The following is a 21,971-nucleotide window of genomic DNA, read 5'->3' on the forward strand; positions in this document are numbered from 1 at the left end:
CTGCGATTCGCCTATCCGTGCAGCCTCGAACTCTGCGGCAGGTGGGCCATCAGAAACTCCATCTGGTCCGCCAGGATGCGGCGGTTGCGCAGGATGAAATCCTCCCAAAGGCTGGGCACGTAGGGCGCGTACAGCAGCGCCATGCCGGCCTGCTCGGGCGTGCGGCTGCTCTTGCGATGGTTGCAGGGGCGGCAGGCCGTGACCACGTTCATCCAGGTGTCGATGCCCTTCTGGGCGAACGGGATGATGTGCTCGCGGGTGAGTTCGTCTTCGTGGAAGTGGCCGCCGCAGTAGGCGCAGACATTGCGGTCGCGGGCGAACAGCTTGCTGTTGGTGAGGCCCGGGCGCTGCGTGAAGGGATTGATGCGCGGCACGCCCTTGGTGCCGATGATGCTGTTGATCGCGATCTGCGACTGCTGGCCGGTGACCGCGTTGTGGCCGCCCCGGAACACCGCCACCTGCGCGCCCACTTCCCACCGGACCTCGTCGGAGGCGTAGTGGATCACCGCCTGTTCGAGCGAAATCCACGATTGGGGCAGCCCTTGGGCCGACAGCTTCAAGACCTTCACCAGACGCCTCCTCGAGAAAAGAGAACCACGGAAAGACCAGGACAAGACGCTTGCCTGAGAGGCTTGCGCATGACGCAGTGCGTCACAATATACCGGCTTTGTGACAAAAAGGCCTTCACGTGCCCATTCCATGGGCGCAAAGTGCTATCAAAAAGATACTGACAATGCAGGTTTTCCGGGGTTTCAGGCATCCGGGCGTGGCTCCGGCCTGCGCCCTGACCATTGGCAATTTCGACGGTGTGCACCGTGGCCACCAGGCGATGCTGGGGCTGCTCAACACCGAGGCGCGGCTGCGCGGGCTGCCGAGCTGCGTGCTGACCTTCGAGCCGCACCCGCGCGACTACTTCGCGGCGCTGACCAAGCGGCCCGAACTGGCGCCGGCGCGCATCGGCACCCTGCGCGACAAGCTCGGCGAACTCGCCGCCGGCGGCGTGGCGCAGACCATCGTGCTGCCCTTCGACGCCCGGCTGGCCTCGCAGACGCCGGAAGAATTCATCCAGCACGTGCTGATCGAAGGCCTGGGCGCGCGCTACGTGCTGGTCGGCGACGATTTCCGGTTCGGCGCCAAGCGCGCCGGCGACTACGCGATGCTCGACCGCGCCGGCGAACAGCACGGCTTCGACGTCGCCCGCATGAACAGCTACGAGGTGCACGGGCTGCGGGTGTCGAGTTCGGCGGTTCGTGAAGCGCTGGCCGAAGGCCGGATGGGCGATGTCCAGGCCCTGCTGGGCCGGCCCTACGCGATCTCGGGCCATGTGGTCCACGGCCGCAAGCTGGGACGCGCCCTGGGCGCCTCGGCGCCGGGCCGAAACGACGGCTTCCGGACCCTCAACCTGCGCTTCAAGCACTGGAAGCCGGCCGCCAGCGGCATCTTCGCGGTGCTGGTGCACGGGCTGGCCGACACACCGCTGCCGGGGGTCGCCAACCTGGGCGTACGCCCTTCGCTGGACGCCAACGACGTCAACGCCGGCCGGGTGTTGCTCGAAACCCACTGCCTCGATTGGCCCGCCGAACTGGGCAGCGAGGGGGCCTACGGTAAAATCGTGCGCGTGGAACTGCTGCACAAACTGCACGACGAATTGCGCTACACCAGCCTCGAGGCCCTGACGGCGGGCATCGCGAAGGATGGCCGCGACGCGCGCGCGTTCTTTGCATCCACCCACGCCGAGACCCATCGCCAGACCACGCGCGACCGAATTTAGAGCGGAAACCGTCGATTTCCGCCGCGTTCGGCCGCCCTGGGATGCCAGGGGCCGCATGCCCCCCTCGATCCCCGAGCGCTGCAAGGCAGCGCAGATTTCTGGAACCCCCATGGCTGACACCAAGACCGACGGCGCCACCGACTACCGCGCCACGCTGAACCTGCCCGACACCCCCTTCCCGATGCGCGGCGACCTGCCCAAGCGCGAGCCGGGCTGGGTCAAGGAATGGCACGACGAAGGCCGCTACCAGCGCCTGCGCGACGCCCGCCACGGCGCGCCCAAGTTCATCCTGCACGACGGCCCCCCCTACGCCAACGGCCAGATCCACATGGGCCACGCGGTGAACAAGATCCTGAAGGACATGATCACCAAGGCGCGCCAGCTCGAAGGCTACGACGCGCTCTACGTGCCGGGCTGGGACTGCCACGGGCTGCCGATCGAGAACGCGATCGAGAAGAAGTACGGCCGCAACCTGAGCCGCGACGAGATGCAGGCCAAGAGCCGCGCCTACGCCACCGAGCAGATCGCCCAGCAGATGGTCGACTTCCAGCGCCTGGGCGTACTGGGCGAATGGGACCATCCCTACAAGACGATGGATTTCGCCAATGAAGCGGGCGAGCTGCGCGCCTTCAAGCGCGTGATCGAGCGCGGCTTCGTCTACCGGGGCCTGAAGCCGGTCTACTGGTGCTTCGACTGCGGCTCGTCGCTGGCCGAGTTCGAGATCGAGTACGCCGACAAGAAGTCGCAGACCCTCGACGTCGCCTTCAAGGCCCACGATCCGGCCAAGCTGGCGGCCGCCTTCGGCCTGCCGTCGCTGGCCAAGGACGCCTTCGCGGTCATCTGGACCACCACCGCCTGGACCATCCCGGCCAACCAGGCCATCAACCTCAACCCTGAGCTCGACTACGCGCTGGTCGACACCGAGCGCGGCCTGCTCGTGCTGGCGGCCTCCCTGGTCGAGATGTGCATGAACCGCTATGCGCTCGACGGCACCGTGCTGGCCACGGTCAAGGGCGAGAAGCTCGGCGGGCTGGAGTTCGAGCATCCGCTGTACGACGTCAATGCCGGCTTCCGCCGCCTGTCGCCGGTCTACCTGGCCGACTACGCGACCGCCGACGACGGCACCGGCCTGGTCCATTCCTCGCCGGCCTACGGCCTGGACGACTTCAACTCCTGCGTGGCGCACGGCCTGTCCTACGACGACATCCTGAACCCGGTGCAGGGCAACGGCTCGTACGCGCCGGATTTCCCGCTGTTCGGCGGCCAGAACATCTGGAAGGCGGTGCCGGTGATCATCCAGGCGCTGCGCGACGCCGGCCGCCTGATGACGACCGAGGCCATCAGCCACAGCTACCCGCATTGCTGGCGCCACAAGACGCCGGTGATCTACCGCGCCGCGGCCCAGTGGTTCATCCGCATGGACGAGGGCGAAGGCGTGTTCACCAAGGACAAGGCGCCCAAGACGCTGCGCCAGACCGCGCTCGAAGCCATCGAACAGACCACCTTCTACCCGGAAAACGGCAAGGCGCGGCTGCACGACATGATCGCCAACCGGCCCGACTGGTGCATCAGCCGGCAGCGCAGCTGGGGTGTGCCGATCCCGTTCTTCCTGCACAAGGATTCGGGCGAGCTGCACCCGCGCACGATGGAAATCCTCGACCAGGCCGCGGCGATCGTCGAGCAGGGCGGCATCGAGGCCTGGAGCCGCGTGACGACCGAGGAGATCCTCGGCGCCGAGGACGCGCCGCACTACACCAAGAGCACCGACATCCTCGAGGTCTGGTTCGATTCGGGCTCGACCTTCTGGCACGTGCTGCGCGGCACCCATCCGAACGTGCACCACGAGACCGGCCCCGAGGCCGATCTTTACCTCGAAGGCCATGACCAGCACCGCGGCTGGTTCCATTCGTCGCTGCTGATCGCCTGCGCGCTCGAAGGCCGCGCGCCCTACCGCGGCCTGCTCACGCACGGCTTCACGGTCGACAGCCAGGGCCGCAAGATGAGCAAGTCGCTCGGCAACGGCATCGACCCGCAGGAGGTCAACAAGAAGCTCGGCGCCGAGATCACCCGCCTGTGGGTGGCCGCCAGCGACTACTCGGGCGACATCGCGGGCGACGACAAGATCCTCGCGCGGGTGGTCGACGCCTATCGCCGGATCCGCAACACGCTGCGCTTCCTGCTGGCCAACACCAGCGACTTCGACATCGCGAAGGACGCGGTGCCGCTCGACCAGCTGCTCGAGATCGACCGCTATGCGCTCGCCCGCGCGGCCGAGTTCCAGGCCGAGATCCTCGCGCACTACAAGGTCTACGAGTTCCACCCGGTGGTGGCCAAGCTGCAGGTGTATTGCTCGGAAGACCTCGGCGCCTTCTACCTCGACGTGCTGAAGGACCGGCTCTACACCACCGCGCCCGGCTCGCATGCGCGCCGCAGCGCCCAGACCGCGCTCTGGCACATCACGCAGGCGATGCTGCGCTGGATGGCGCCGTTCCTGAGCTTCACGGCCGAAGAGGCCTGGAAGTTCTGCGGCGACGGCCGCTCGATCTTCGTCCAGACCTACAGCGACCTCGGCACGCCCGATGCCGCGCTGCTGGCCAGGTGGACCCGCATCCGCGAGATCCGCGACGCGGTCAACAAGGAGATCGAGACCGTGCGCACCGCCGGCCAGGTCGGCTCTTCGCTGCAGGCCAACGTGGCGATCGCCGCCGCGGCCGACGACCATGCGCTGCTGGCCTCGCTGGCCGACGATTTGAAGTTCGTGCTGATCACCTCGGCGGTGACCCTGGCCGCGGGCGACGCCCTGTCGATCCAGGTGACGGCGAGCGCGGCGACCAAGTGCGAGCGCTGCTGGCACTGGCGCGACGACGTCGGCCACGATGCCGCGCACCCCGGCCTGTGCGGCCGCTGCACCAGCAACCTGTACGGCGCCGGAGAACAAAGGACACTCGCCTGATGGCCCGCAAAACTTCGGGCGGGTCGGGCCTCGGCATCTGGCCCTGGCTCGGCCTCGCGCTGGTGATCGTCATCATCGACCAGTTCACCAAGACGCTGATCCTTGGCTACTACAAGTACGGCGACGCCACCTACGTCACCAGCTTCTTCAACGTGGTCCGGGCCCACAACACCGGCGCGGCCTTCTCGTTCCTGGCCGATTCGTCGGGCTGGCAGCGCTGGTTCTTCACCGCGATCGGCGTCGCCGCGGCGGTGTTCATCGTCTGGATGCTGAAGTCGCATGCCGGCCAGAGGCTGTTCTCGTTCTCGATGGCGGCGATCCTGGGCGGCGCGGTCGGCAACGTGATCGACCGGATGATGCACGGCTACGTGGTCGACTTCCTCGACTTCCACCTCGCCGGGCGCCACTTCCCGGCCTTCAACGTCGCCGACAGCGCGATCACCATCGGAGCGGTCTGCCTGATCCTCGACGAGCTGCTGCGCGTGCGGCGCGGCAAGAAATAGCCCTTGCGAGGGCGGCGTATAGTCGTCGCCTTCCATGAAGCATCTGTTGAATCTGCTCGCAGCCGTGGCGCTGCTGGTGTGGGGCACCCATCTCGTTCGCACCGGCGTGCTGCGCGTCTTCGGTGCGAACCTGCGCAGGATCCTGGTCCAGAGCATGCGCAACCGCTTCACGGCGGCCCTGTCGGGCATCGGCGTGACGGCCCTGGTGCAGTCGAGCACCGCGACCTCGCTCATGACCTCGTCCTTCGTCGGCCAGGGCCTCGTGACCCTGCCGGCCGCGCTGGCGGTGATGCGCGGCGCGGACATCGGCACCGCGCTGATGTCGGTGCTGTTCTCGGCCGACCTTTCGTGGCTGTCGCCGCTCTTCATCTTCGTCGGCGTGGTGCTGTTCATCACGCGGCCGTCCAGCGTGGCCGGGCGGGTCGGGCGCGTGCTGATCGGGCTCGGCCTGATGCTGCTCGCGCTGCAGCTGGTGGTCGCGGCCACCGGACCGCTGTTTGCCGGCCAGGCGATGCGCGAACTGCTGGGCAGCCTCGGCAGCGACGTGCTGCTCGAGATCACGATCGGCGCCGCGCTCGCGATCGTCGCCTATTCGAGCCTGGCGGTGGTCCTGCTGGTGGCGGCGATGGCGAGCTCGAACGTGGTGCCGCTCGACGTCGCCATGGGCCTGGTGCTCGGCGCCAACCTCGGCAGCGGCCTGCTGGCGGTGCTGACCACGGCCAAGTCGACGGTCGCCGTCCGGCAGGTCACGATCGGCAACCTGCTCTTCAAGCTGCTCGGCGTCGCGATCGCGGCCCCTTTCGTCGGCCTCTGGCTGCGCGAGGTCCGGCCCTACATCTCGGACGCGACGCAGTTCGTCGTGCTCTACCACCTGGCCTTCAACGTGCTCGTGAGCCTCGGCTTCATCGGGCTCACCGACTGGGTCGCCGGGCTGGTGACGCGGATGCTGCCGGAGCCGCCCGAGCCGGCCGCCACGCGGCGCCAGCAGCACCTGGACCCCTCGGCCCTGTCGACGCCGTCGCTGGCGATCTCCAACGCGGCGCGCGAGGCGCTGCACCAGGCCGACGTGGTCGAGACCATGCTGATCGGCGTGCTCAACGTGATCCGCAACAACGACCTGCGGCTGGCCCAGGAGCTGCGCAAGCTCGACGACACGGTCGACGAGCTGTACTCGGCCATCAAGTACTACATGACGAAGATCTCGCGCGAGGCGCTGGGCGAGGAAGAGAGCCGGCGCTGGACCGACATCATCAGCTTCACGATCAACATGGAGCAGATCGGCGACATCATCGAGCGTGTAGTGATCGACATCGAGGACAAGAAGATCAAGCCGCAGCGCAACTTCTCCGAAGCCGGGATGCGCGAGATCGTCGAGCTGCACGAGCGGCTGGTGGCCAACCTGCGGCTGAGCATGAGCGTGTTCCTGAACGGCAGCGTGCGCGACGCCCAGAGGCTGCTGGAGGAAAAGGCGCGCTTCCGCGACCTGGAGCGCGCCTACGCGACCACCCACCTCGGACGCCTGTCGGACCAGACCACGCTGAGCATCGAGACCAGCTCGCTGCACATCGACCTGATCAGCGACCTGAAGCGCATCAACTCGCACATCTGCTCGATCGCCTATCCGATCCTGGAGTCGGCCGGCGCGCTGGCCCCGACCCGGATGCGCGAGTCAAGGCTCGGGACGCTCTAGCCTACAGCGTGAGGATGGTGCAGCCGGTGGTCTTGCGGGCTTCCAGATCGCGGTGGGCTTGCTGCACGTCTTCGAGCGGGTAGCGCTGGTCGATCGGGATCTTCACGGCGCCGCTCTCGACGATCGCGAACAGCTCGTCCGCCATCGCCTGGGTGGTTTCGCGCGTCGCGATGTGGGTGAACAGCGTCGGGCGCGTGACGTAGTAGGAGCCCTTGGCCAGCAGGCCGAGGTTGAAGGCCGACACCGGACCCGAGCCGTTCCCGAAGACCGCCAGCAGGCCGAACGGCCGCAGGCAGGCCAGCGAGCCTTCGAAGGTGTCCTTGCCGACCGAGTCGTAGACCACCTTGACCCCCTTGCCGCCGGTGATCTCCTTCACGCGCTCGGCGAAGTTCTCCTTGCTGTAGTTGATCGCATGCGCGGCGCCGTGGGCCAGCGCGAGCTGGCACTTGGCGTCGGTGCCGGCGGTGCCGATGAGCTGCAGGCCGAGCGCCTTCGCCCATTGGCAGGCGATCAGGCCGACGCCGCCGGCCGCGGCATGGAAGACGATGAAGTCGCCCGGCTGGAGGCCTTCGGCCGGCAAGGTCCGGCGCAGCAGGTACTGGGTCGTCAGGCCCTTCAGCATCATCGCGGCGCCGGTCTCGAAGGAGATCGCATCGGGCAGCCTGCAGACGGTCTTGGCCGGCATGACGCGCAGCTCGCAGTAGGAGCCCGGGGGCGGACTGGCGTAGGCCGCGCGGTCGCCGGCCTTCAGGTGCGTGACCCCCTCGCCCACCGCCTCGACCACGCCCGAAGCCTCCATGCCCAGCTGCAGCGGCATCGCGAACGGATAGAGCCCGCTGCGCTGGTAGGTGTCGATGAAGTTCAGGCCCACGGCCTTGTGGCGGATCCGGATCTCGCCGGGGCCGGGGTCCCCGACCTCGACCTCGACGATCTTGAGTTCCTCGGGACCGCCGTGGCGGTCGATGCGCACTGCCTTGCTCTTCATTCGCGTCTCCTGGTCGACGTGGATCAATAGGTTCCGGGGTAGGCGCCGCCGTCGGCCAGCACGTTCTGGCCGGTGATGTAGCCGGCATGCATGCTGCAGAGGAAGGCGCAGATGGCGCCGAACTCGGCGGCGGTGCCGAAGCGGCCGGCCGGGATGCTCTTCTGGCGGCTGGCGCGGATCGCGTCGATGTCCTGGCCGGTCTTCTTGGCTGCGCCCACCAGCGTGCCCTTGAGCCGGTCGGTGTCGAACGCGCCCGGCAGCAGGTTGTTGAGCGTCACGCCCTTGGCCGCCAGCCCGGTGCGCGCCACGCCGGCGACGAAGCCGGTCAGGCCGCTGCGCGCGCCGTTGCTCAGGCCCAGGATGTCGATCGGCGCCTTGACCGAACTCGAGGTGATGTTGACGATGCGCCCGAAGCCGCGCGCCGCCATGCCGTCGACCGTGGCCTTGATCAGCTCGATCGGCGTCAGCATGTTGGCGTCGAGCGCCTTGATCCAGGCCTCGCGGTCCCAGTCGTGGAAGTCGCCGGGCGGCGGGCCGCCGGCATTGGTGACCACGATGTCGAAGTCGGCATGCAGCGCAAAGGCCGCGGCGCGGCCTTCGGGGGTCGTGATGTCGGCCGCCGCGTGCTTCACGAAGGGCTTGCCGGGCGCCGTCGCCGCCACGGCCTGCAGCTGCCTGGCCGCGGCGTCCAGCGCCTCGGCGCCGCGCGCCATGACCACCACGTTGACGCCCTCGCGCACCAGCGCTTCGGCGCAGCCGTAGCCCAAACCCTTGCTGGCGCCGCCCACCAGCGCCGTCCTGCCTGCGATACCCAGGTCCATGTTGATTCCTTCGGGCTCAGCGCCCCGTTCGTGTGAAGACAAAGATGCCGGTGACGACCAGCACCGTGCCGGCCGCGATCCAGAGGGTGAAGGGCTCGCCGAGCAGCAGCACCCCCATCAGGATCGTCGACATCGGCCCGACCATACCCGTTTGTGCCGCCATCGCGGGGCCGATGCGCTCGATCGCCATCATGACGGCGAGGACAGGCACCGCGGTGCACAGCGTGGCGTTGAGCACCGACAGCCAGATCACCTCGGGCGCCACCTCGAAGGCGGCGCTCATCGGCCGCAGCAGCAGGAACTGGGCGATGCACAGCAGGCAGGCCACGCTGGTCGCCAGCCCGACCAGGCGCAGCGAGCCGAGCCGCTTGACGAACTCGCCGCTGGCGACCAGGTAGACCGCATAGCTCACCGCGCTCAGGAACACCAGCAGGGCGCCCCAGGCGGCGGCCGCGCTCTGGCCCAGGCTGACTTCGTGGCCGAACACCAGCAGCACGCCCGAATAGCTGACCGCCATGCCGGCGAACTGCCAGCGCGTGATGCGGCGCCGGTAGACGATCCAGCCGAACAGCAGCACCAGGGTCGGGTTGAGGTAGAGGATCAGCCGCTCCAGGCTGGCCGTGATGTAGGCCAGGCCGGCGAAGTCGAGAAAGCTCGACAGGTAGTAGCCCGAGAAGCCCAGCCCGACGACCCCGAACCAGTCGCGCCGCGTGAGCGCCGGCTTGCCGCGCCCGGCCCACCACGCCATCAGGGCGAACAGCGGCAGCGCGAACAGCATGCGCAGCATGATCAGAGTCACGGCGTCGACGCCGTGACGGTAGGCCAGCTTGACGATGATCGCCTTGCCGCTGAAGGCGATCGCGCCGAAGGTGGCGAGCGCCAGGCCCGGCGCGAGGCTCTTGCGTGCGGCGTGGTGCGTCGCGGCCTGGGCTTGCATCAAGGCTCAGGCCGACGCCGGGCCGCCCCAAGGCGGCCTGCGCCCCCTCGGGGGGCAGCGACCCACACGCAGTGGGGGAGCGTGGGGGCCATCTAGAACCCGGCCGCTAGGCCGTCGCGGCGCGCATCGCTCGCGGCCACATAGCCTTCGACCGCCGGGTCGCCGGCGCGCCAGATGAACTGGCCGGCGCCGAAGTCCTGGTAGGAGTCGTTGATGACGTCGACCTTGTGGCCGAGCGCCGACAGCCCCTGCACGGTGGCCGGGTCCATCGCGGCCTCGACGTTGATCTCGACCCCGGAGTTGAAGCGCCAGCGCGGTGCGTCGCAGGCCGCCTGCGGGTTCTGCCCGTAGTCGAGCATGCGCACCAGCGTCTGCATGTGGCCCTGCGGCTGCATGTTGCCGCCCATCACGCCGAAGCTCATGACCGGCGCGCCGTCCTTCGTGAGGAAGGCCGGGATGATGGTGTGGAACGGGCGCTTGCCCGGCGCCACCAGGTTCGGGCTGCCGTCCTTGAGGCTGAACCCGTGGCCGCGGTTCTGCAGGCTGATGCCGAACTCGGGCTCGACGCAGCCCGAGCCGAAGCCCATGTAGTTGCTCTGGATGAAGCTCACCATCATGCCGCTCTCGTCGGCCGCGGTCAGGTAGATGGTGCCGCCCTTGACCGGATTGCCGGCCTGGAAGTCCTGCGCCTTGTTCACGTCGATGAGTTTGGCACGCGAGGCCAGGTAGGCGCCATCGAGCATTTGCAGCGGTGTCACCTCCATCGACGATGGCTCGGACACGTAGCGGTAGGTGTCGGCGAAAGCCAGCTTCATGGCCTCGATCTGCAGGTGCTGGGAGCGCACCGAGTCGACCGGGATCGAGCCGATGTCGAAATGCTGGAGGATGCCGAGCGCGATCAGCGCCGCGATGCCCTGGCCGTTGGGCGGGATCTCGTGCAGCCGGTGGCCGCGGTAGTCCTGGCCGATGGGCTCGACCCATTCGGGCTTCCAGCCGGCGAGGTCGCTGGCCTTCAGGCTGCCGCCGTGCTGGTTCGAGAACTTCTCCAGCGCTGCGGCGATCTCGCCGCCGTAGAAGGCGTCGCCCTGGGTGGCCGCGATGGCCTTCAAGGCGCGTGCCGCGGCCGGGAAGCGGAACAGTTCGCCGACTTCGGGCGCGCGGCCCCAGGGCAGGAAAGTCTGTGCGAAACCGGGCTGCGCCTGCAGCACCGGCGTCGCCGCGGCCCACTTCTGCTGCACCACCGGCGGCATCAGGTAGCCGCGCTCGGCGATCTCGATCGCCGGCGCCATGAGGTCGGCGAAGGGCAGCTTGCCGAAGCGCTCCGACAGCGCGACCCAGCTGCCGACCGCACCTGGCACCGTGACCGAGTCCATGCCGCGCATCGGCGGCGTCGCGGCGTCGGCGCCGTGCTTCTTGCGGAAGTATTCGGGCGTCCACGCAGCGGGCGCGCAGCCCGAGGCGTTGAGCCCGTGCAGCTTCTTGCCGTCCCAGAGGATGCAGAAGGCATCGCTGCCGAGGCCGTTGCTGACCGGCTCGACCAGCGTCATGACCGCGGCGGTCGCCACCGCGGCGTCGACCGCATTGCCGCCCTGCTGCAGGATCCGCAGGCCGGCCTGGGCCGCCAGCGGGTGCGAGGTCGAGACGACGTTGCGGGCGAAGACCGGAATGCGCGTCGTGGTGTAGGGGTTTGCGTAGTCGAATTTCATGTCAGTCGCCGGTGATCTTTCTGTCGGTGATGATCTGCTTCCACTTGGCCGCGTCGGCCGCCACCAGGCTCGCGAGCTGCGCCGGCGTGCTGGTGGTGGGCTCGATGCCCAGGCGCGCCAGCTTGTCGCGCACCTCCGGGTCGCTCAGCGACTGGTTGGCGGCCGTGTTGATGCGGGCCACCATGTCGGCCGGCAGGCCCTTCGGGCCGTAGAGGCCGAACCAGGTGTTGGACTCGAAGCCCGGCAGCACGTCGGCGATCGGCGGCAGCTCGGGCGCCAGGGGGCTGCGCTTGAGCGTGGTCACGCCCAGCGCACGCAGCCGGCCGTCGCGCACGTGCGGCATGCCGGTCGGCAGCGAATCGAACAGGACGTCGACCTTGCCGGTGATCAGGTCGGGGATCGCCAGCGCCGTGCCCTTGTACGGGATGTGGGTGACGAACACGCCGGCCTGCGACTTGAACAGCTCGGCCGTGAGCTGGACGATCGTGCCGTTGCCGCTCGACGCGTAGTTGAGCTTGCCGGGGTTCTTCTTGGCGTAGTCGATCCACTCGCGCACCGTCTTGGCGGGCGAGTTGTTGGGCACCAGCATGATGCTCGGCGCATCGCCCACGTGGGCGATCGGCGTGAAGTCGCGCACCGTGTCGTAGGGCAGCTTGGGGGTGATCGCCGGGCCGATCGAATGGGTGCTGGTGGTGGCCAGCAGCAGCGTGTAGCCGTCGGGCGTCGCCTTGGCGGCCATGTCGGAACCGATCGCGCCGCCGGCGCCGGGCTTGTTGTCGATCACCAGCGTGGTGCCGAGCTTCTCGCCCATCTTCTGCGACAAGGTGCGCGCGAACAGGTCGGTGGCGCCGCCGGCCGGAAACGGCACGATCAGGCGGATCGGCTTGGTCGGATAGCCCTGCGCGAGGCTGGCGGAGGACGCTGCCAGGCACAACGCAGCGGCACAGGCCTGGATGAACTGGATTCGTTTCATGGTCTCGATTTTGTTCCCTGTAGACGGAATTCCGATGCTATGCAAGGCCGGCGCATCAAGCCAGATAATCCGGTTTATCGAACTATGAATTGAACTTATGACACGGATCGCCGGCGAAGAGATCTCCCTGCAGCAGCTGCGGGCGCTGGCGGCGGTCGCCGACACCGGCAGCTTCACCTTGGCGGCGGAGGCCCTGCAATTGACCCAGCCCGCCATCAGCCACCTGATCAAGCGCATGGAACACGAGCTCGGCCAGCCGCTGGTCGTGCGCGGTCGCCGCATCCGCATCACCAACGCGGGCCAGATGATGGTCGACACCGCGGTGCGTGCGCTGCGGCTGATCGACGAGTCGGTCGGCGCCTGCCGCTCGCAGTCCCAGCTGCGCGAAGGGCGCGTGGTGCTGGCGGTGGGCCATCTCACGGCGGGCGCCCTGCTGCCGCCCCTGCTGGGCCGGTTCTCGCAGCAGTACCCGGCGCTCGCGACCACGCTGATGGACAGCACGGCCGAGCAGATGATTTCGCGGATCCTGTCGCAGGAGGCCGACCTGGGCTTCGGCTCGGACATCGGCCAGCGGCATTCGGAACTGGCGACCGAGCCGCTGTTCGTCGAGCGGATGGCCCTGTTCGTCCGCGACGACCATCCGCTGGCGCAGCGGGTGGTGATCGATGCCCGCCACCTGGAGTCGCTGCCGTTCATCCATGTCAATCCGGACGCCAACATCTGGCGCGCGGTCAGCCGGCAGCTGTCGAGCGTGGCCAACGTGTACCCGCGGGTGGCCCATCACGTGTCGATGTTGTCGACGGCCTTCGGGCTGATCCAGGCCGGTGCCGGCGTCGCGCTGCTGCCGCGCTACGTCGAGGTCCTGATGCCGGGCAACCTGCGGGCGGTGGCGGTCACGCGCCCGACGCTGGAATATCCGGTGGTCGCCGTGCGGCTGGCCAAGCATCCGCTCAACCCCGCCGCCCTGGCCTTCCTGGCCATGGCGCGGCAGCACATGAAGCCGCCGCGCGCGCACAAGCCGGCATAAAAAAACGGCACCCGAAGGCGCCGTTTTCTTGCTTGCCGCGAGGCGAAGGGGGATCAATCCTCGACGAAGGCTTCTTCGCGCTTGGACTTCACCGCCGGCAGCAGCACGATGATCAGCAGCAGCAGCGCCGCGGCCAGCAGGCCGGCCGAGATCGGCCGCGTCACGAAGACGATCCAGTCGCCGCGCGACAGCAGCAGGGCGCGGCGCAGGTTCTCTTCCATCATCGGCCCCAGGATGAAGCCCAGCAGCAGCGGCGCCGGCTCGCAGCCCAGCTTGAAGAAGGCATAGCCGATGAAGCCGAAGGCCGCCACCATCCAGATGTCGAAGGTGTTGTTGTTGGTCGAGTAGACGCCGATGGCACAGAACAGCACGATCGCCGGGAACAGGTACTTGTAGGGCACCGACAGCAGCTTGATCCACATGCCGATCAGCGGCAGGTTCAGGATGATCAGCATCGCGTTGCCGAGCCACATCGAGGCGATCAGGCCCCAGAACAGCTCGGGGTTGCTGGTCATGACCTGCGGACCCGGCTGGATGTTGTGGATCGTCATCGCGCCGACCATCAGCGCCATCACGGCGTTGGGCGGAATGCCCAGCGTGAGCAGCGGGATGAAGGAGGTCTGGGCGCCGGCGTTGTTGGCCGACTCGGGCGCGGCCACGCCGCGGATGTTGCCCTTGCCGAACGGCACTTCGCCCGGATGCAGCTTGGTCTTCTTCTCGATGGTGTAGGCCGCGAAGGCCGCCAGCAGCGCGCCGCCGCCGGGCAGGATGCCCAGCGCCGCGCCGAGCGCCGTGCCGCGCAGCACGGCGGGCAGCATGCGCTTGAAGTCTTCCTTGGTCGGGAACAGGCCGGAGACCTTGGCGGTGAAGACTTCGCGGTCTTCTTCCGGCCGCGACAGGTTGGCGATGATTTCACCGTAGCCGAACACGCCCATGGCGATGGCAACGAAGCCGATGCCGTCGGTCAGTTCGGGGATGTCGAAGCTGAAGCGCGCCACGCCCGAGTTGACGTCGGTGCCGACCAGGCCCAGCAGCAGGCCCAGCACGATCATCGCGATCGCCTTGAGCAGCGAACCCGAGGCCAGCACCACGGCACCGATCAGGCCCAGGATCATCAGCGAGAAATACTCGGCCGGGCCGAACTTGAAAGCCAGTTCGGTCAGCGGCGGCGCGAAGGCGGCCAGGATCAGCGTGCCCACGCAGCCGGCGAAGAACGAGCCGAGGCCGGCCGCAGCAAGCGCAGGCCCGGCCCGCCCCTTGCGCGCCATCTGGTAGCCGTCGATCACGGTCACGACCGAGGACGACTCGCCCGGCAGGTTGACCAGGATGGCGGTGGTGGAGCCGCCGTACTGGGCGCCGTAGTAGATGCCGGCCAGCATGATCAGGGCCGACACCGGCGGCAGCGCGTAGGTGGCCGGCAGCAGCATCGCGATGGTGGCGACCGGACCGATGCCCGGCAGCACGCCGATCAGCGTGCCGAGAATACAGCCGACCAGGCAGTACAGCAGGTTGGTGAAGGTGAACGCGACACCGAAACCGAGGGAGAGATTGTTTAGGAGTTCCATTTGCCGGTCCTCAGCCCGTGATGAAGGTAGGCCAGACCTGGATCTGCAGCTTGAGCGCCCAGATGAAGGCGATGTAGCTGCCGATCGCGAGCACCGTCGAGAGGATCAGCACCTTGGGCAGCTCGAAGTGGGCGCCGGCCAGGCTGGAGATGATGACCAGGGCATAGATCGCGATGATCAGACCCATGGCCGGCACGCCGACGCTGGGCAGTCCGCCGAGCAGCACGCCGAAGGCCAGGTTGGCGCCGAGAATGTAGGCCACCTGCTTCCAGGCCCATTTGCCGATCAGTTCGCCGTCCTCGGTCTCGACCGTGAGGCCGGTGAACATGATCACGAGGCCGATCACGGCCATCAGGATGCCCAGCATCAGCGGGAAGTAGCCGGGGCCCATGCGGGCGCCGCTGCCGACGTTGTAGGTCGTCGCCCCCCAGGCGAAGGCGACTCCCACGACGGCGAACATCACCCCCGAGAAGAAGTCTTTCTGACTCTTGATTTTCACGAACAGTCTCCACGAAAAAACTCGATCGGAGATTGTGTGGTCAGGTGACAGTCAGCTCGATGTGGATTCCACCTATCGGATTTTCAGGGTAATCCCTGGTTGCCTCACTCCAGTGGCGGGGTGGCGCTGAGCACTTCCTCGATCGTGGTCACGCCTTCGGCGACCCGCAGCGCGCCGGCCAGCCGCAGCGGCCGCATGCCGTCGACCACGGCCTGGCGGCGCAGGCCGATGGTGTTCGGTTCCTTGGTGACCAGGGCCTTGAATTCTTCGCTGACGCTCAGCAGTTCGTAGAGGCCCATGCGGCCCATGTAGCCGGTCATGCGGCAGTCAACGCAGCCGACCGGCTTGTAGGCCCGCACCGAGCCGCTGATCTGCCAGGGCTTGACGAACTCGGCCAGCTTCTCGCGCGTGACCGTCTCGTCGGGCTGCTTGCAGTTGGGGCACAGCGTGCGCACCAGGCGCTGCGCCAGCACGCCGAGCATCACCGCGGTGATCAGGTAGGAGGGCACGCCCAGCTCCATCAGCCGCGTGATCGCGCTCGGCGCGTCGTTGGTGTGCAGGGTGCTGAAGACCAGGTGGCCGGTGAGCGCCGCCTGCACCGCCATCTCGGCGGTGGCGAGGTCGCGGATCTCGCCGACCATGATGATGTCCGGGTCCTGCCGCATCAGCGCCCGCAGTCCTTCGGTGAAGCCGAAGTCGAGCTGGTGCTGCACCTGGGTCTGGTTGAACGAGGGCTCGATCATCTCGATCGGGTCCTCGACCGTGCTGACGTTGACCTCCTCGGTCGCGATCCGCTTTAGCGTGGAGTACAGCGTGGTGGTCTTGCCGGAGCCGGTCGGCCCGGTCACCAGGATGATGCCGTGCGGACGCGTCACGAGCTTCTCCCAGCGCTGGGCGTCGTGCGGGACGAAGCCGAGGGCGTCGAGGTCCTTGACCGCGGTGTCGGGGTCGAAGATCCGCATCACCATCTTCTCGCCGAAGGCCGTGGGCAAGGTCGACAGCCGCATCTCGACCTCGTCGCCGCGCAGGTTGCGGGTCTTGATGCGGCCATCGAGCGGACGCCGCTTCTCGACCACGTCCATGCGCCCGAGCAGCTTGATGCGCGCCACCATGGCGTTCAGCACGCCCATCGGCATCTGGTAGGCCGGATGCAGCACGCCGTCAATGCGGAAACGGATCATGCCCTGGTCGCGCCTGGGCTCGAGGTGGATGTCGCTGGCCCGCTGGTCGAAGGCGTACTGCCACAGCCAGTCGACCACCTGCACCACGCTCTGGTCGTTGGCATCGAGCTGCTTGTTGCTCTTGCCGAGCTCGACCAGCTGTTCGAAGCTGGCGCCGCCGGTGTTGCCGCCGGCCTTCTGCGCCGCGCGCACCGACTTGGCGAGCGAGAAGAACTCGGCCGTGTAGCGCTGGATGTCGGTCGGATTGGCGACCACCCGCCGCACCGACCGGCGCGACTGGCGCTCGACCTCGGCGATCCAGTCGGTCAGGAAGGGCTCGGCCGTGGCCACCACCACCTCGCTGGCCGTGACCTGCACCGGCAGCACCTTGTGCCGCTCGGCGTAGGCCGCGCTCATGGTGTCGGCCACCTTGCCGACGTCGACCTTGAGCGGATCGATGCGCAGGTACGCCAGCCCGGCCCGGCCGGCCAGCCACTGGGTCAGCATCTCGAGGTCGAGCGGCTTGCCGTCGCTCTCGCGGGTCATCGCGACATTGGCCAGCCGCACCATCGGTGGCTGGCGGCTCTCGGCCTGGGCGCAGCGCGCCAGCGTGCGCTTGGCCTCGACCGGCGAGATCAGGCCGTCCTTGGCCAGCCATTCGATCAGGTGGCGCAGGACCAGGGGCCCTTCGTGGCGGGCGGCATCGGATGCGGTGGCGGGCAAGGCGCTCATGAGGCGGTCAACTCTGGGGTTTGAACACCCGCAGCCACTTCGGCGCAGGCAGGCCCCAGCGAGTCTGGATGCTTTGGGCCCGGTCGGCAAGCGCGGGACGCTTCGGACGGCTGGCGCTCGCCTGGGCCAGCACCACGGTGTTGCCCTCGCGCGTCGGCTTGAAGGCCCAGACCGCCTCGGCACCGAAGGCGGCCGTGATCTTCTCGAGACTGCGCTCGTAGCTCGACGAGCGGCCGAAGAGATTGACCGTCATCGCGCCGTCCTCCGTGAGCAGCGCACGGCAATCGGCATAGAAGGCCTCGCTGTCGAGCACCGGCGCCGCCGCCTCGTGGTCGTAGAGATCGACCTGGAGTGCGTCGACCGTGCCGTGCCAGCGCGGCTTGCGGATTTCGGCGGCGGCATCGGCGACCACGATCTCGAGCTTGGCGTCGTCGGCCGGCAGCTTGAACCAGCCGCGGCAGGCGGCCACCACCTGAGGATTGAGTTCGACCGCGGTGGTGCGCATGCGCAGCGTCTTGCGGCAGAACTTGGTCAGGCTCGCCGCCCCCAGGCCGAGCTGCATCGCATGCAGCTTCGCGACGCTCGCGGGGTCGACGAACAGCAGCCAGGCCATCATGCGCTGCACGTACTCGAGCTCGATCTCGAAAGGTGCATCGAGCTTCATCGAGCCCTGCACCCATTCGGTGCCCAGGTGCAGGTAGCGGACGTCGCCCCAGTCGGAGAAATTGACCTCGGGAAGGGAGAGCTTCATGGGATGACCAGGTACCTTTCAAAGACTTCGCGCCAGGCCTCGACCTTGCGGTCGAAGGACCAGCTCGCATTGGCCGCACTCGACGATGGCAGCCGGTACACCGGCACGCCCAGCGCCTGCGTGTGCCGCGCATGCCGGAAACTCTCTGCGCCGTTGTGTGCGATGGCGGCCAGCCGGGGCAGCCGCAGGCTCGATATGTCGTTCGCGACCGGGTCGCGGATGGCCGAATCGAGGCTGCCTTCGCGTTCGCAGCTGGCATAGACATCCCACACCCCCAGGCCGCGGTCGAGCAGCCAGGCGCTACGCTTTTCATAGCTGTCTTCGCCCGCTGGCAGCGGCTTTCCGGACCACAGCGCCTGCAAAATCTTCCAGAAATGATTCTGCGGGTGCGCATAATACCGCTGCTGCGCGATCGACCGGGCTCCAGGAAAGCTGCCGAGGATCAACAAGGCGGTGTTCCCGGAAACGATTGGCGCGAGCCCCGTGAGCACGGCCTTGGCGTCGCCTGGGCGCGAGACCGGCTTATTCATAACGACGAACGCTGCACGGCTGGCCGAAGCATCGGCGCCTGCGAGGAGAAGAAATGAATACGGAAGCGATCTGGATTTTCCTGACGACGCAAGGCGTGGATTTTGGCCTGAAAGTGATCGGCGCCCTGATCGCCTGGGCCGTCGGCCGCTGGCTGATCGGCCTGGCGCAGCGCTTGGTCGCCAAGGCCCTGGAGCGCGGCAAGCGGATGGATCCCACCCTGAGCCACTACCTGGTCTCGATCCTCGGCGTGCTGCTCAACATCGTCCTGATACTTTCGATTCTCGACATGTTCGGCGTGCGCACCACCTCGTTCGCGGTGCTGCTGGCCGGCGCCGGACTGGCGATCGGCACCGCCTGGGGCGGCCTGCTGACGCATTTCGCCGCCGGGGTGTTCCTGCAGGTGCTGCGGCCCTACCGGGTCGGCGACTTCGTCACGGTGGGCGGCAGCATCACCGGCACCGTCAAGGAACTGGGACTGTTCGGCACCACCCTGATCACGCCCGACAACGTGATCACCACGGTGGGCAACAACAAGGTGCTCTCGGACCCGATCCAGAACTTCAGCCAGCTGCCGTTCCGCCGGGTCGACGTCACCGCCAAGATCGCCAACGGCGTCGACCCCGTCCAGGCCATCGCGCTGCTCAAGGAAGCAGTGAGCCGGATCGCCAACGTCTCGACCGAGCAGCCGCCGGATGTCGAGATCCTGCAGTTCACGCCCGAAGGGCCGCTGCTGGCGGTCCGGCCCTACACTCACACCGACCACTACTGGCAGGTGTACTTCGACACCCACAAGGCGATCGTCAGCACCTTCGGCACCGCCGGCTATCCGACGCCCGAGACGCCGCTGGTCCACCGCACCGTCGCGCCGCCGGCCACCGCGTGAAAAAACCCGCCGCGGCGGGTTTTTTATTTGAGGCCGGGCGAGCCGCTCAGGGCTTCTTGGCGGCTTCGTTCTGCTCCGTGCCGGGGATCTTCTCGCCGATCTTGTTGCCCACCTTGCGAGTGCCCGCGGCCGCATCGCTGGCCACGTTGTCGACTGCCTTGCCGGTCGCCTTGGCGCCCTTCTCGGTGGCCTTCACGGCCTTCTTGGTGCCGTGCTTGGTCGCGTCCCAGGCTTTTTCGGAACCCTGCTTGGTCGCGTCCCAGGCCTTCTCGGTGTCCTTCTTGGTGGCGTCCCAGGCCTTCTCGCCTGCGTTCTCGGCCTTCTGGGTGGTGGTCTGCGCGAACGCCGCGCCGCCGATGCAGGCGAGCGCCAGGGCCAGCGCGGCCGGCAGGGTACGAACGATGGATGAATTCATGGGAAAGCTCCTTGTATGAGTTGGAGTGACTGGCTTGCCACAGTCATGCAACGGGTGCACGGGGCCAAAGGATGACACCAAAAACAGCTGTCGCACAGGGCCCGGGCCAAATCGGGACCTTCGCCTACGTGCGGTCCGGCCGGTCGGCCGACAGGCCGATCAGCGGCTGCAGACGCGGCAGGGAGGCGGCGGCGTTGCGCGTCGTCGCTTCCGCCAGGGCGGCCATTTCGATCCCGCGCAGGCCCGCCACCACCTCCGCGATGCGCGGCAGTTCGCCGGGCTCGTTGCGCCCCTGCGGTTCGCCTGCGTCCCGCTGCGCCTGCGTCCGGTAGAGCCAGTGCGGCTGGATGTCGGGCGCGTCGGTCTCCAGCACGATCGCCTCCAATGGCAGCGTGGCGGCGAGCCGACGCAGCTGGAGGGCGCGCTCGAAGGTCACGGCACCGCCGAAGCCCAGCTTCAGCCCCAGGTCGATGCACGCCTGGGCCTGCTGCTCGCTGCCGTTGAATGCATGCGCGATGCCTTGCCAGCGCTGACCGGGCGCCACCTGGCGCAGGTGCTTGAGCACCTTGTCCACCGAACGGCGGACATGCATGATCACCGGCAGCCCGTGCTTGCGCGCCAGTTGCAACTGAGTGTGAAAGAAGCGCTCCTGCTTGCCGGCGTCCAGGCCAGGAACGAAGTCGTCGAGGCCGATTTCGCCTACTGCCACCAGACGCGGGTCGTCGCGACGGCGGCCCAGTTCGTCGTCGAGCAGCGCCAGGTCCTCGTCGCGCGCGCCGTCGGTGCACAGCGGATGGATGCCGAGCGCGTAGGCGTCGCCCTGCAGGTGCGCGAGTTCGCGCACCGCCGCGAAGTTGAACGCGGCCACCGCGGGAATCACGCAGAACCCGACGCCGACCTGACTTGCGCGGGCCCGGATGCGGGGCATTTCCGCTCCGAATTCCGGCGCATCGAGGTGGCAGTGGGTGTCGACGAAGAAGGGCATCGCGAGATGATGCCCGAAGGGATGCAAGGCCGCGGAAAGCGTGCTACCGTGATTGCTACGCCGACTCTCTTTTGCCCGGAGGTGCCCATGCGCAGGCCTGCTTTCTACAGCCGCTCACCCCGAGGGCCGCAGGATGCGGCCGCACCCGGTGCGTCCGCCGAGGTCGAGTCGGCCCAGGCCCCGACGAAGACGCCCCGGCCGCCCTGGCAACCGGGCCGGCGCAGTTTCGGCATGCTCCTCGCCATGATCGTCGCCATGGGCGGCACCGGCGCCTACCTGTGGCCCCGCCATGGCGCGCAGGCGCTGACCCAGAAGGACATCGACGCGGCCGTGCTGCGCACCCTGCAGACCCAGTCCCTGCCCTCGCCCGCGGCCCGGGCGGCAGAGATCATCCGCCCCTCCGTGGTGCGCGTGGTGGGCTACGGCACCGAAAAGACCACGCCCGAGGCCAAGACCGAGAAGCGCGGCCGCAACATGGCCAAGGGCAAGCCGCCCGAAGCCACCGACGAAGTGCCCGGCAAGCAGATCGAGCGCGGCGTCGGCACCGGCGTAGTGATCGTCGACAAGGGCGTGATCCTGACCAACCTCCACGTGGTCGCGGGCGCCGAGAGCATCCGCGTCACCTTCGCCGACGGCCTCGAATCGCCGGCCACCATCACCGCCCTGCAGCCCGAGAACGACCTGGCCGTGCTGCAGGCGCAGAAGCTGCCCGACGACCTGATCCCGGCCACCATGCGCTCGACCGCCGACCTGATGCCCGGCGACCAGGTGGTGGCGGTCGGCTTCCCCTTCGGCATCGGCCCGTCGGTCTCGGCCGGCGTGGTGTCCGGCCTCAACCGCTCCTTCCGCTCGCCCGAAGGCAAGCAGGAACTCGGCAACCTGATCCAGTTCGATGCGGCCGCCAACCCCGGCAACTCGGGCGGCCCGCTGATCAACATGGACGGCGAGGTGCTCGGCATCGTGACCGCCATCCTGAACCCGACCCAGCAGCGCACCTTCATCGGCATCGGTTTCGCGGTGCCGATCGAGAACGCCGCCACCGCCGCCGGCTCGCCACCCTTCTGATCCCATCGACCCTCACCGA

General features: G+C 68.0%; 20 protein-coding genes. 7 read left to right on the forward strand and 13 right to left on the reverse strand.

All coding sequences use genetic code 11. The annotated features are described in order from the left end of the window. Nucleotides 1-11 precede the first annotated feature (11 nt). Nucleotides 12-569, reverse strand: a complete 558-nt coding sequence (locus QZH52_RS27255; RefSeq protein WP_286369795.1) for an HNH endonuclease — start codon at nt 567-569, stop codon at nt 12-14. Nucleotides 570-733: 164 nt separating this feature from the next. Here QZH52_RS27255 and QZH52_RS27260 point away from each other — a divergent pair, with 164 nt between their 5' ends. From QZH52_RS27260 to QZH52_RS27275, 4 genes are all read left to right on the forward strand, one after another. After that, nucleotides 734-1,771: a bifunctional riboflavin kinase/FAD synthetase gene (locus tag QZH52_RS27260; RefSeq protein WP_301813865.1), complete on the forward strand. Its 1,038-nt coding sequence runs from the start codon at nt 734-736 to the stop codon at nt 1,769-1,771. Between the two features lie 109 nt (nt 1,772-1,880). Continuing rightward, a complete protein-coding gene (gene ileS / locus QZH52_RS27265; protein ID WP_301813867.1) occupies nt 1,881-4,724 on the forward strand; it encodes an isoleucine--tRNA ligase in 2,844 nt (947 codons plus the stop codon). Next, on the forward strand, nt 4,724-5,227 hold the full coding sequence (gene lspA / locus QZH52_RS27270) for a signal peptidase II (RefSeq protein ID WP_301813868.1): 504 nt from the start codon (nt 4,724-4,726) through the stop codon (nt 5,225-5,227). The genes ileS and lspA overlap by 1 nt, the downstream gene beginning before the upstream one ends. Before the next feature lie 34 nt (nt 5,228-5,261). Next, nucleotides 5,262-6,917 carry a Na/Pi cotransporter family protein gene (locus QZH52_RS27275; protein WP_301813870.1) on the forward strand — a complete coding sequence of 552 codons (1,656 nt, stop codon included), beginning with the start codon at nt 5,262-5,264 and terminating at the stop codon, nt 6,915-6,917. Nucleotide 6,918: 1 nt separating this feature from the next. Here QZH52_RS27275 and QZH52_RS27280 read toward each other — a convergent pair whose 3' ends face one another. The 5 genes from QZH52_RS27280 to QZH52_RS27300 form a co-directional block, all read right to left on the reverse strand. Then, complete coding sequence (locus QZH52_RS27280; RefSeq protein ID WP_301813871.1) at nt 6,919-7,902, reverse strand: quinone oxidoreductase family protein; 984 nt, start codon at nt 7,900-7,902, stop codon at nt 6,919-6,921. A gap of 23 nt (nt 7,903-7,925) precedes the next feature. After that, nucleotides 7,926-8,723, reverse strand: coding sequence for an SDR family oxidoreductase (locus tag QZH52_RS27285; RefSeq protein ID WP_301813873.1), 798 nt, complete (start codon nt 8,721-8,723; stop codon nt 7,926-7,928). A 16-nt stretch (nt 8,724-8,739) separates the two neighbouring features. Continuing rightward, entirely contained in the window at nt 8,740-9,660 is a 921-nt protein-coding gene (locus QZH52_RS27290) for a DMT family transporter (RefSeq protein ID WP_286534435.1), read from the reverse strand. Between the two features lie 92 nt (nt 9,661-9,752). Continuing rightward, nucleotides 9,753-11,366, reverse strand: a complete 1,614-nt coding sequence (locus QZH52_RS27295) for a gamma-glutamyltransferase family protein (protein WP_301813876.1) — start codon at nt 11,364-11,366, stop codon at nt 9,753-9,755. Between the two features lies 1 nt (nt 11,367). Then, nucleotides 11,368-12,339 (reverse strand): Bug family tripartite tricarboxylate transporter substrate binding protein, encoded by a 972-nt coding sequence (locus tag QZH52_RS27300; RefSeq protein WP_286534439.1) that lies wholly within the window; start codon nt 12,337-12,339, stop codon nt 11,368-11,370. Between the two features lie 97 nt (nt 12,340-12,436). Here QZH52_RS27300 and QZH52_RS27305 point away from each other — a divergent pair, with 97 nt between their 5' ends. Beyond that, nucleotides 12,437-13,366 (forward strand): LysR family transcriptional regulator, encoded by a 930-nt coding sequence (locus tag QZH52_RS27305; RefSeq protein WP_301813877.1) that lies wholly within the window; start codon nt 12,437-12,439, stop codon nt 13,364-13,366. A gap of 53 nt (nt 13,367-13,419) precedes the next feature. On the opposite strand, the gene QZH52_RS27310 is transcribed toward QZH52_RS27305, so the two are convergent. From QZH52_RS27310 to QZH52_RS27330, 5 genes are all read right to left on the reverse strand, one after another. Beyond that, a complete protein-coding gene (locus QZH52_RS27310) occupies nt 13,420-14,931 on the reverse strand; it encodes a tripartite tricarboxylate transporter permease (protein WP_286534442.1) in 1,512 nt (503 codons plus the stop codon). A gap of 10 nt (nt 14,932-14,941) precedes the next feature. Continuing rightward, nucleotides 14,942-15,430 carry a tripartite tricarboxylate transporter TctB family protein gene (locus tag QZH52_RS27315; RefSeq protein WP_301813878.1) on the reverse strand — a complete coding sequence of 163 codons (489 nt, stop codon included), beginning with the start codon at nt 15,428-15,430 and terminating at the stop codon, nt 14,942-14,944. Between the two features lie 104 nt (nt 15,431-15,534). Continuing rightward, nucleotides 15,535-17,322: a type IV pilus assembly ATPase TfpB gene (gene tfpB, locus QZH52_RS27320; protein WP_286524947.1), complete on the reverse strand. Its 1,788-nt coding sequence runs from the start codon at nt 17,320-17,322 to the stop codon at nt 15,535-15,537. A gap of 7 nt (nt 17,323-17,329) precedes the next feature. Continuing rightward, on the reverse strand, nt 17,330-18,073 hold the full coding sequence (locus tag QZH52_RS27325) for a class I SAM-dependent methyltransferase (RefSeq protein WP_301813881.1): 744 nt from the start codon (nt 18,071-18,073) through the stop codon (nt 17,330-17,332). Next, the gene (locus QZH52_RS27330) at nt 18,070-18,603 is read right to left on the reverse strand and encodes a DNA-deoxyinosine glycosylase (RefSeq protein ID WP_301813883.1); all 534 of its coding nucleotides are present in this window, start codon (nt 18,601-18,603) and stop codon (nt 18,070-18,072) included. Before QZH52_RS27330 ends, QZH52_RS27325 begins: the two co-directional genes overlap by 4 nt. Before the next feature lie 53 nt (nt 18,604-18,656). On the opposite strand from QZH52_RS27330, the gene QZH52_RS27335 reads away from it, so the two are divergent. After that, on the forward strand, nt 18,657-19,487 hold the full coding sequence (locus QZH52_RS27335) for a mechanosensitive ion channel family protein (protein WP_301813884.1): 831 nt from the start codon (nt 18,657-18,659) through the stop codon (nt 19,485-19,487). Nucleotides 19,488-19,533: 46 nt separating this feature from the next. Here QZH52_RS27335 and QZH52_RS27340 read toward each other — a convergent pair whose 3' ends face one another. Both QZH52_RS27340 and QZH52_RS27345 read right to left on the reverse strand, forming a co-directional pair. Beyond that, a complete protein-coding gene (locus tag QZH52_RS27340) occupies nt 19,534-19,902 on the reverse strand; it encodes a hypothetical protein (protein ID WP_301813886.1) in 369 nt (122 codons plus the stop codon). A 124-nt stretch (nt 19,903-20,026) separates the two neighbouring features. Beyond that, nucleotides 20,027-20,887 carry a TatD family hydrolase gene (locus QZH52_RS27345; protein WP_301813888.1) on the reverse strand — a complete coding sequence of 287 codons (861 nt, stop codon included), beginning with the start codon at nt 20,885-20,887 and terminating at the stop codon, nt 20,027-20,029. 87 nt (nt 20,888-20,974) lie between these two features. Between QZH52_RS27345 and QZH52_RS27350 the strand changes: the two genes are divergently transcribed. Further along, complete coding sequence (locus QZH52_RS27350; RefSeq protein ID WP_301813889.1) at nt 20,975-21,952, forward strand: S1C family serine protease; 978 nt, start codon at nt 20,975-20,977, stop codon at nt 21,950-21,952. Nucleotides 21,953-21,971: the final 19 nt, after the last annotated feature.

It is taken from the genome of Variovorax ginsengisoli (genome assembly GCF_030486595.1).
Classification (GTDB): domain Bacteria; phylum Pseudomonadota; class Gammaproteobacteria; order Burkholderiales; family Burkholderiaceae_C; genus Variovorax; species Variovorax ginsengisoli_B.

What these genes read in the sequence shown, in the direction of transcription:
- QZH52_RS27340 (WP_301813886.1), bottom strand. Translation starts at nt 19,902, where the DNA reads ATGAATTCATCCATCGTTCGTACCCTGCCGGCCGCGCTGGCCCTGGCG.
- QZH52_RS27285 (WP_301813873.1), bottom strand. Translation starts at nt 8,723, where the DNA reads ATGGACCTGGGTATCGCAGGCAGGACGGCGCTGGTGGGCGGCGCCAGC.
- QZH52_RS27280 (WP_301813871.1), bottom strand. Translation starts at nt 7,902, where the DNA reads ATGAAGAGCAAGGCAGTGCGCATCGACCGCCACGGCGGTCCCGAGGAA.
- QZH52_RS27260 (WP_301813865.1), top strand. Translation starts at nt 734, where the DNA reads ATGCAGGTTTTCCGGGGTTTCAGGCATCCGGGCGTGGCTCCGGCCTGC.
- QZH52_RS27290 (WP_286534435.1), bottom strand. Translation starts at nt 9,660, where the DNA reads ATGCAAGCCCAGGCCGCGACGCACCACGCCGCACGCAAGAGCCTCGCG.
- QZH52_RS27330 (WP_301813883.1), bottom strand. Translation starts at nt 18,603, where the DNA reads ATGAATAAGCCGGTCTCGCGCCCAGGCGACGCCAAGGCCGTGCTCACG.
- QZH52_RS27335 (WP_301813884.1), top strand. Translation starts at nt 18,657, where the DNA reads ATGAATACGGAAGCGATCTGGATTTTCCTGACGACGCAAGGCGTGGAT.
- tfpB (WP_286524947.1), bottom strand. Translation starts at nt 17,322, where the DNA reads ATGAGCGCCTTGCCCGCCACCGCATCCGATGCCGCCCGCCACGAAGGG.
- QZH52_RS27295 (WP_301813876.1), bottom strand. Translation starts at nt 11,366, where the DNA reads ATGAAATTCGACTACGCAAACCCCTACACCACGACGCGCATTCCGGTC.
- QZH52_RS27300 (WP_286534439.1), bottom strand. Translation starts at nt 12,339, where the DNA reads ATGAAACGAATCCAGTTCATCCAGGCCTGTGCCGCTGCGTTGTGCCTG.
- QZH52_RS27305 (WP_301813877.1), top strand. Translation starts at nt 12,437, where the DNA reads ATGACACGGATCGCCGGCGAAGAGATCTCCCTGCAGCAGCTGCGGGCG.
- ileS (WP_301813867.1), top strand. Translation starts at nt 1,881, where the DNA reads ATGGCTGACACCAAGACCGACGGCGCCACCGACTACCGCGCCACGCTG.
- QZH52_RS27350 (WP_301813889.1), top strand. Translation starts at nt 20,975, where the DNA reads ATGCGCAGGCCTGCTTTCTACAGCCGCTCACCCCGAGGGCCGCAGGAT.
- QZH52_RS27310 (WP_286534442.1), bottom strand. Translation starts at nt 14,931, where the DNA reads ATGGAACTCCTAAACAATCTCTCCCTCGGTTTCGGTGTCGCGTTCACC.
- QZH52_RS27345 (WP_301813888.1), bottom strand. Translation starts at nt 20,887, where the DNA reads ATGCCCTTCTTCGTCGACACCCACTGCCACCTCGATGCGCCGGAATTC.
- QZH52_RS27275 (WP_301813870.1), top strand. Translation starts at nt 5,262, where the DNA reads ATGAAGCATCTGTTGAATCTGCTCGCAGCCGTGGCGCTGCTGGTGTGG.
- lspA (WP_301813868.1), top strand. Translation starts at nt 4,724, where the DNA reads ATGGCCCGCAAAACTTCGGGCGGGTCGGGCCTCGGCATCTGGCCCTGG.
- QZH52_RS27325 (WP_301813881.1), bottom strand. Translation starts at nt 18,073, where the DNA reads ATGAAGCTCTCCCTTCCCGAGGTCAATTTCTCCGACTGGGGCGACGTC.